Origin of the sequence: Shigella sp. FC1967, assembly GCF_001743005.1 — a bacterium.
Lineage (GTDB): Bacteria > Pseudomonadota > Gammaproteobacteria > Enterobacterales > Enterobacteriaceae > Proteus.
In genome coordinates, this window is the sequence record NZ_MIIZ01000580.1 from 1 (window position 1) to 7,349 (window position 7,349).

The window sequence follows — 7,349 nt, forward strand, 5'->3', positions numbered from 1 at the left end:
AGTGTAAAAATAAAAAATAATTAAAAAATATAAATAATTCATTATTATCAATCGGTTATTTCTATTTTCACTTTTTTATCTATTTTTTATGTTTTGTCAAAATTTATTTTTAGTTTCATCATTGAGTAAACAGAGATTTTTGTGGGTTAAAAGAAGGATTGAGCGATTTTTTTTATCATTTTCTCTAGAAATAAAATAGCTTATCTTTATGATTATAAAGATATTTAATTGATGGCTTTACACGATTAAGCACTTGAATATCATTTTTAGATCTTGGTGCTATATTTTGAGTTTCTCTTTACGCCTTGCGTTCAAGGTGTTAAATTGATCACGTTTCCGAGATTTTGTTAGTAAAGTTTTATCTATTAATATTACCTAACTCAACCTTGGTTACTTATAAACTCAGATTCTACTATCTTCTTAGTATTGTTCAGGCGAAACTCTTGTATCTTTATATTGAAACACTGAAGCAACGGCTGGATGCGATTAATCAACTCAGACTGGAACGAGCATTTGCATCGATGAGTGATGTTTTTAAACAGGTCTATGGTTTAATTCCTGTTTTATTGCATTACCACCATCCTGAGTTGCCCGGCTACATACAAGGAAATGTTCCTCACGGCACATGTTTCTTTAAACCTGATGACATGCAACGTCAATGGGCGAATAGTCTGGTTAGCGCATTATGTAATGATCCGATGGATGGATACGCCAATGGAGAGTTGCCAATTACTGGTATCTATTCAATGGGGAGTACCTCTTCTATTGGTCAGAGTCACTGTTCTGATATTGATATTTGGGTCTGCCATCAATCATGGCTGGATCAAGATGAACGTGCACTTTTTACAACGCAAATGCCAATTGATTGAACAATGGGCGGGCGAACTCGGTATTGATGTTACGTTTTTTCTTAATTGATGAAAATAGATTTCGTCATCACGCAAGCGGTAGCTTGGGTGGAGAAGATTGTGGTTCTACTCAACATATTCTTTTACTTGATGAGTTTTATCGTACTGCGGTACGCCTAGCAGGTAAGCGGTTGCTATGGGCGATGGTGCCTATTGAAGAAGAACATCATTATGACGAATATGTTAACTCCCTTTATGCTCAAGGTGTATTAACGCCAAATGAGTGGCTAGACTTAGGGGGGTTAGGTGAACTTTCTGCTGAAGAGTACTTTGGCGCAAGTTTATGGCAACTCTATAAAAGTGTCGACTCACCTTATAAAGCAGTACTAAAAAGTATTTTATTAGAAGCCTACTCAGCGGACTATCCTAATGGAAAGTTGCTGGCATTAGAAATGAAACAACATCTACATCGTGGCGAAATCGTTAATTATGGGTTAGATGCTTATTGTATGATGCTGGAGCGTGTCACTCGCTATTTGGTTTCTATCAATGATTTAACTCGTCTTGATCTTATCCGTCGCTGTTTCTACCTGAAAGTATGTGAAAAATTATCTAACGAAAAAACACAAAACGAACCTGAAGGTTGGAGGCGACAAGTCTTATCGCAATTGGTTACTCAATGGCAATGGGATAATGAGCGCTTAACAGTACTCGATACGCGTGATAGTTGGAAAATCGAGCGTGTCCGTGATGCACACAATGAATTATTAGATACGATGATGCAAAGTTATCGTAATCTTATCCGTTTTGCGCGTCGCAATAATTTAAGTGTCAGTGCAAGCCCGCAAGATATTGGTGTTTTAACACGTAAACTCTACGCTGCGTTTGAAGCATTACCCGGAAAGGTCACACTGGTTAATCCACAAATTTCACCTGATTTATCAGAGCCACATTTAACCTTTATTTATGTACCACAAGGTCGAGCAAATCGTAGTGGGTGGTATTTATATAACCGAGCCCCTAATTTTGAAAATATCGTTGGACACCAACCATTAGAATATAATCGCTATTTAAATAAATTAGTGGCATGGTCTTACTTTAATGGGCTGTTAACGAAAGAGTCTCGAGTTTATATTCATCAAGGAGGATCTTCTTGTGATGAAATTAAACTGCATGAACTTGTGAGGGATATGTCGAGCCATTTCCCCATTCGTTTACCTGCACCAACACCGAAAGCACTATATAGCCCTTGTGAAATTAGACACCTCGCGATTATTGTTAATTTAGAAACTGACCCAACAGAGCGTTTTTCTGATCAAGTGGTTCACTTTGATTTTAGAAAACTCGATGTCTTTAGCTTTGGTGAAAAAGAGCAGTGTCTTATTGGTAGCATTGATTTGTTATATCGTAATTCTTGGAATGAGGTGAGAACCCTTCATTTTAGTGGCACGCAATCTATGTTGGAATCGTTAAAAACGATTTTAGGTAAAATGCACCAAGATGCGGCTCCACCTGCCTCTGTTGAAGTATTTTGTTATAGTCAACATTTGCGTGGTTTGATCCGTACTCGTGTTCAGCAGTTAGTCTCGGAATGTATTGAATTGCGATTATCAACAAATCGTTTAGAGCCGGGGCGTTTTAAGGCGTTACGCATTGCTGGGCAAACGTGGGGGTTGTTCTTTGAACGCCTTAATGTGTCGGTGCAAAAATTAGAGAATGCTATCGAGTTTTACGGTGCAATTTCATATAACAAGCTTCATGGATTGCCAGTTAAATTAGATAAAGATGCTCGCTATTTACCTGCAGTGATTGATGGTTTTGCTTGTGAAGGGATCATTCAATTCTTTTTTGAAACCACAGAAGATAATAATGTCTTTAATATCTACATATTAGATGAAGCCAATCGTGTTGAAATTTATTCTCATTGTGAAGGAAGTAAAGAAGAGCTAGTGAAAGATGTTAGCCGTTTCTATTCTTCTTCTCATGACCGATTCACATACGGCTCCAGTTTTATTAATTTTAATTTACCGCAGTTTTATCAAATAGTGAAAGTGGAAGGATTAACACAAGTGTTGCCTTTTGCTGGCGGATCCTTTGGTAAGTTATCCGACCTAGGTAGCAAAGAAGCTCAACCTGAGATGAATGTTGTTGCCCACGGATTTACAGATTATAAAGCGGTGCAACACTCTTAATTCAGAACATGCCAATACATAATCTAATACACAATAATGGGCGCGTTGATAGCGCCCATTATTGTCGTTAACTTTGCGCCTTAGAAAGAAAACGCTTCCCCACTTTGTTCCGTTATTGCTTGTGCTAGCATGGCTAAAAATTCACCGCCACTTCTATCACAAATCCATTGTGCATCTTTCCAATCAAAGTGATAGCCACCAGAGCGCGTTGCTAACCAAACTTGATGAAATGCTTCCTGACGATTAATAATAATTTTACTATTATTTTCAAAGGTTAATGTCATTACACCGCCATTGATTTCACAATCAATATCTGCGTCACCTTCGTAATTATCAATAGTTTGTTCTATTTCTGACAAGAGTTCATCAGCTAATTGGTGAAATTCACTGTCGTTCATCTTCATTTCCTATTTGCTTTTCGAGATCTAACTGCGATTATAGAGGATATTAACCAAATAAATGACAGGCAGATTTCGAATGAAAACGTATTTACGTTGCACTCTTGCTATAATAACACTGATTTCTCTTTCTGGTTGTGGCTTGAAAGGCCCTCTTTATTTCCCTCCTGAAGATACTCAGGCAAAAATGACACCGTCATCCCAGCCAACCCAGCAAGTTGAGAGCGCCTCAACTCAGACCAATTAGTCAATCTTAGAAACGGTAATTTCGTTTCAGGCAGGGGCAAGATGCAATTTTCAAAAATGCATGGTCTTGGCAACGACTTTATGGTGGTCGATGCTGTGACTCAAAATGTTTATTTTTCACCAGAATTAATATGTCGATTATCGAATCGCCATACTGGTGTTGGGTTTGATCAATTATTGGTGGTTGAAGCACCTTATGATCCTGAACTCGATTTCCATTACCGTATTTTTAATGCAGATGGGAGTGAAGTTGCGCAGTGTGGTAATGGTGCTCGTTGCTTTGCTCGATTTGTGAGATTAAAAGGTCTTACAAATAAAAGAGAGATCAAAGTCAGTACACAGTCTGGCAGGATGACCTTGCATGTTATGGATAATGATGATGTGTGCGTTAATATGGGCGAGCCTGAATTTGAACCTCAAAAAATCCCTTTTCGTGCACAAAAGGCAGAAAAGACCTATATTATCAGGGCAATGGAACGCACTGTATTATGCGGTGTAGTCTCAATGGGAAATCCTCATTGTGTTATTCAGGTTGAAGACATTAAAACAGCAGAAGTTGAGTTGTTAGGACCTGTATTAGAGCAACATGAACGTTTTCCTGAACGTGCTAATATTGGTTTTATGCAAATCGTAGACAGAAGTAACCTCCATTTACGGGTGTTTGAACGTGGTGCAGGTGAAACAAATGCCTGTGGTAGCGGTGCTTGTGCCGCTGTTGCAATTGGTATTTCACAAGGCTTATTAGACAAACGTGTGAACGTCACTTTGCCGGGTGGATCATTGCTAATTGAATGGAAGGGAGAGGGTAACTCTCTTTATATGACTGGACCGGCGACACATATTTATGATGGGATCATTCAGCTATAATATTATTTTTTGAGAGGTTATCTGTATGACGGATAAAAATGAGCAGTTCTGTTGCCCTGAAACAAACGAACTTAATGATCAACAAGTGATCCGTTACCTCAGGGAACATCCTGGTTTTTTTATCCGTAATGCAAGCTATATTGAGCAAATGCAAGTTCCTCACCCCGTCAGAGGAACCGTTTCTTTAGTCGAATGGATAATGTCGCGTCAACGTAATCGCATCCATTATCTTGAAGAAGATATGCGTTTGCTGATAGAACAAGCCGCTGAAAATGAAGCTCTGTTTAGCCAACTCTTATTATTAATTTCTGAACTCTCCAACAGCACTTCTCTTCACGAAATGCTAGAACGCTTAAACCTTTGGGCGAAGGGATTAGGACTTTATTCAGTTCAATTACGTCTATTTACCGATCGTTGGCAATTACAACCCCCTTTAGATGCACAAGACCTCCCATTATCTCGGCAAGCATTTGAACATTTTCGCATTCAACGTATGGGCGATGATAATCATTATTTAGGCCCATTAAATGGGCAAGAAATAATGTTATTGATGCCTAATGTACGACGCTCAGGTTCTGTTGCGCTTTCATTGTTAGGGCATTATGGTGATTTAGGCGTGATTATTTTTAATAGCCGAGATAACCAACATTTTCAGGAAGGGATGGGAACCGTAATGCTGGATAAGCTTGCTCATATTTTACCCGAATTGTTACTTCGTTGGATTGCAAGGCAATGAACCAACCAATAGATATTCCAGAAACACTTTCTACCGCTATCGAGCAATTTTTGCGTTATATTCAGGTTGAACGCCGATTAAGCCCTGTCACAGTAGAAAATTATCATCGCCAACTAACGGTATTAGCCCAAATGATGGTGGCGATGAAAATCACACAATGGATATCACTTGAAAGCCAACATGTACGCATGCTATTAGCGAAAAGTAATCGTAGTGGATTACAACCGACTAGCCTTGCTTTGCGCTTTTCTGCGTTACGTAGCTTTCTTGACTGGCAAGTAGCACAAGGAATGTTAGCGGTTAATCCAGCAAAAGGCATTCGTACACCTAAATCGGGTCGCCACCTTCCTAAAAATATGGATGTCGATGAAGTTAGCCAATTGATGAATATCGATTTAAAAGATCCTCTTTCTGTTAGAGACAGAACCATGCTTGAAGTGATGTATGGTGCGGGATTACGCCTATCAGAATTGGCTAACTTAAATATTAACGATATTGACATGAATGAAGGTGAAGTTCGTGTTTTAGGGAAAGGAAGTAAAGAACGAAAAGTACCATTAGGAAGAAAAGCGCTAGAGTGGTTACAAAACTGGTTTCCTATGCGAGAGCTCTATGCCCCTGAGGATAAAGCTGTCTTTATCTCAACCCAAAGTGGTAAGCGTTTATCCGTGCGCAGTGTACAAAAACGGTTTGAACTTTGGGGCATTAAACAAGGACTCAGTAGCCATGTGAACCCTCATAAATTACGCCACTCGTTTGCGACACATTTATTAGAATCCAGTGGTGATTTACGGGCTGTACAAGAGTTATTAGGACACGCTAATTTATCGACCACACAAGTTTATACCCACTTAGATTTTCAGCATTTAGCGAAAGTCTATGATGCTGCTCATCCAAGAGCTAAGAGAGAAAAATCATAATGCGCTTTTACAGAACTCTGACGCCAATTGCAGCGATGACTTTTGATTTAGATGATACGCTGTATGACAATGTGCCAGTGATGGACAAAACGGAAAAAGAGACACTGGATTTTATTCGTCAATATGATTTGCGTTTTAATCATTTCACTGAAAAAGATGTGAATGCTTATAAAAAACCACTGATAGAAAATAATCCTGATATTTTTCATGATATTACACAATGGCGTTGGCTTGCGGCGAGAAATATGTTGTTAGATTACGGTTACAGTGACGCCAAAGCACAACAAGGTGCTGATGACATTATGGCGCACTTTGCTTATTGGCGTAGCCGCATTAATGTGCCTAAAAATACTCATCAAGTTCTCTCTGAATTGGCGCAGAAAATCCCATTGATTGCGATTACAAATGGTAATGCAAACCCATTAAGTTGTGGCTTAGGGCAGTATTTTTCACATATTTTAAAAGCAGGCCCTGATGGTCGCTCTAAGCCTTATCCTGATATGTTTGATAAAGCCGCCTCACTGTTAAATCTTCCTCATGAGAAAATCTTACATGTGGGAGATCACCTTGTTACAGATGTTGAGGGTGCCGTTAATAGTGGACTACAAGCGTGCTGGATCAACCTTGATAACCGTAGTTTGTTTGAAGAAGGTGAAACCAGAGTCATGCCGCATATTGAAATTACAGATTTAAGCAAACTGATAGAATTAGTTTAATGTGATATTTAGTAAGAATGGTGCAGATAAACGCGGTTAAAAAGGGCTTTATTTTGCATAGCGCGTAAATTCCTGTTAGTTTGTTGCTTACTCTCTATTTCTGTATATATCCACAGTATTTTCTTCACTAAATGATTGGTAATTATGGACGTCTCATATCTGCTAGAAGGCCTTAACGATAAACAGCGCGAAGCAGTAGCCGCACCTCGTATTAATATGCTGGTGTTAGCTGGCGCAGGCAGTGGTAAAACACGGGTACTGGTGCATCGTATCGCTTGGTTATTATCTGTTGAACAAGCTTCTCCTTTTTCGATTATGGCTGTGACGTTTACCAATAAAGCCGCTGCAGAGATGCGTCATCGTATTGAAGACTTAATTGGTACAAGCCAAGGCGGTATGTGGATTGGCACTTTCCATAGCCTTGCT

The 7,349-nt window shown here is 39.1% G+C and carries 7 protein-coding genes and 1 pseudogene; 7 read left to right on the forward strand and 1 reads right to left on the reverse strand.

Going from position 1 to position 7,349, the window contains the following annotated elements; translation table 11 throughout:
• The first annotated feature begins 443 nt into the window (after window positions 1-443).
• Window positions 444-3,040: pseudogene (locus BHE89_RS05825) on the forward strand (class I adenylate cyclase).
• 80 nt (window positions 3,041-3,120) lie between these two features.
• Here the strand turns inward: BHE89_RS05825 and cyaY are convergent.
• The gene (gene cyaY, locus BHE89_RS05830; RefSeq protein WP_069369903.1) at window positions 3,121-3,438 is read right to left on the reverse strand and encodes an iron donor protein CyaY; all 318 of its coding nucleotides are present in this window, start codon (window positions 3,436-3,438) and stop codon (window positions 3,121-3,123) included.
• Between the two features lie 79 nt (window positions 3,439-3,517).
• Between cyaY and lptM the strand changes: the two genes are divergently transcribed.
• The 6 genes from lptM to BHE89_RS05860 all read left to right on the forward strand — a co-directional run.
• Window positions 3,518-3,685 carry an LPS translocon maturation chaperone LptM gene (lptM, locus tag BHE89_RS05835; protein ID WP_074454113.1) on the forward strand — a complete coding sequence of 56 codons (168 nt, stop codon included), beginning with the start codon at window positions 3,518-3,520 and terminating at the stop codon, window positions 3,683-3,685.
• 41 nt (window positions 3,686-3,726) lie between these two features.
• Complete coding sequence (gene dapF, locus BHE89_RS05840; protein ID WP_069369902.1) at window positions 3,727-4,551, forward strand: diaminopimelate epimerase; 825 nt, start codon at window positions 3,727-3,729, stop codon at window positions 4,549-4,551.
• Window positions 4,552-4,576: 25 nt separating this feature from the next.
• Window positions 4,577-5,287, forward strand: coding sequence for a DUF484 domain-containing protein (locus tag BHE89_RS05845; protein ID WP_069369901.1), 711 nt, complete (start codon window positions 4,577-4,579; stop codon window positions 5,285-5,287).
• Entirely contained in the window at window positions 5,284-6,207 is a 924-nt protein-coding gene (xerC, locus tag BHE89_RS05850; RefSeq protein ID WP_069369900.1) for a tyrosine recombinase XerC, read from the forward strand. The genes BHE89_RS05845 and xerC overlap by 4 nt, the downstream gene beginning before the upstream one ends.
• Window positions 6,207-6,923 (forward strand): 5-amino-6-(5-phospho-D-ribitylamino)uracil phosphatase YigB, encoded by a 717-nt coding sequence (gene yigB, locus BHE89_RS05855; RefSeq protein WP_069369899.1) that lies wholly within the window; start codon window positions 6,207-6,209, stop codon window positions 6,921-6,923. The genes xerC and yigB overlap by 1 nt, the downstream gene beginning before the upstream one ends.
• A 144-nt stretch (window positions 6,924-7,067) precedes the next feature.
• The coding region (locus BHE89_RS05860) for a UvrD-helicase domain-containing protein (RefSeq protein WP_171742466.1) at window positions 7,068-7,349 on the forward strand (282 nt) is incomplete at its 3' end.

What these genes read in the sequence shown, in the direction of transcription:
- xerC (WP_069369900.1), top strand. Translation starts at nt 5,284, where the DNA reads ATGAACCAACCAATAGATATTCCAGAAACACTTTCTACCGCTATCGAG.
- dapF (WP_069369902.1), top strand. Translation starts at nt 3,727, where the DNA reads ATGCAATTTTCAAAAATGCATGGTCTTGGCAACGACTTTATGGTGGTC.
- BHE89_RS05845 (WP_069369901.1), top strand. Translation starts at nt 4,577, where the DNA reads ATGACGGATAAAAATGAGCAGTTCTGTTGCCCTGAAACAAACGAACTT.
- lptM (WP_074454113.1), top strand. Translation starts at nt 3,518, where the DNA reads ATGAAAACGTATTTACGTTGCACTCTTGCTATAATAACACTGATTTCT.
- cyaY (WP_069369903.1), bottom strand. Translation starts at nt 3,438, where the DNA reads ATGAACGACAGTGAATTTCACCAATTAGCTGATGAACTCTTGTCAGAA.
- yigB (WP_069369899.1), top strand. Translation starts at nt 6,207, where the DNA reads ATGCGCTTTTACAGAACTCTGACGCCAATTGCAGCGATGACTTTTGAT.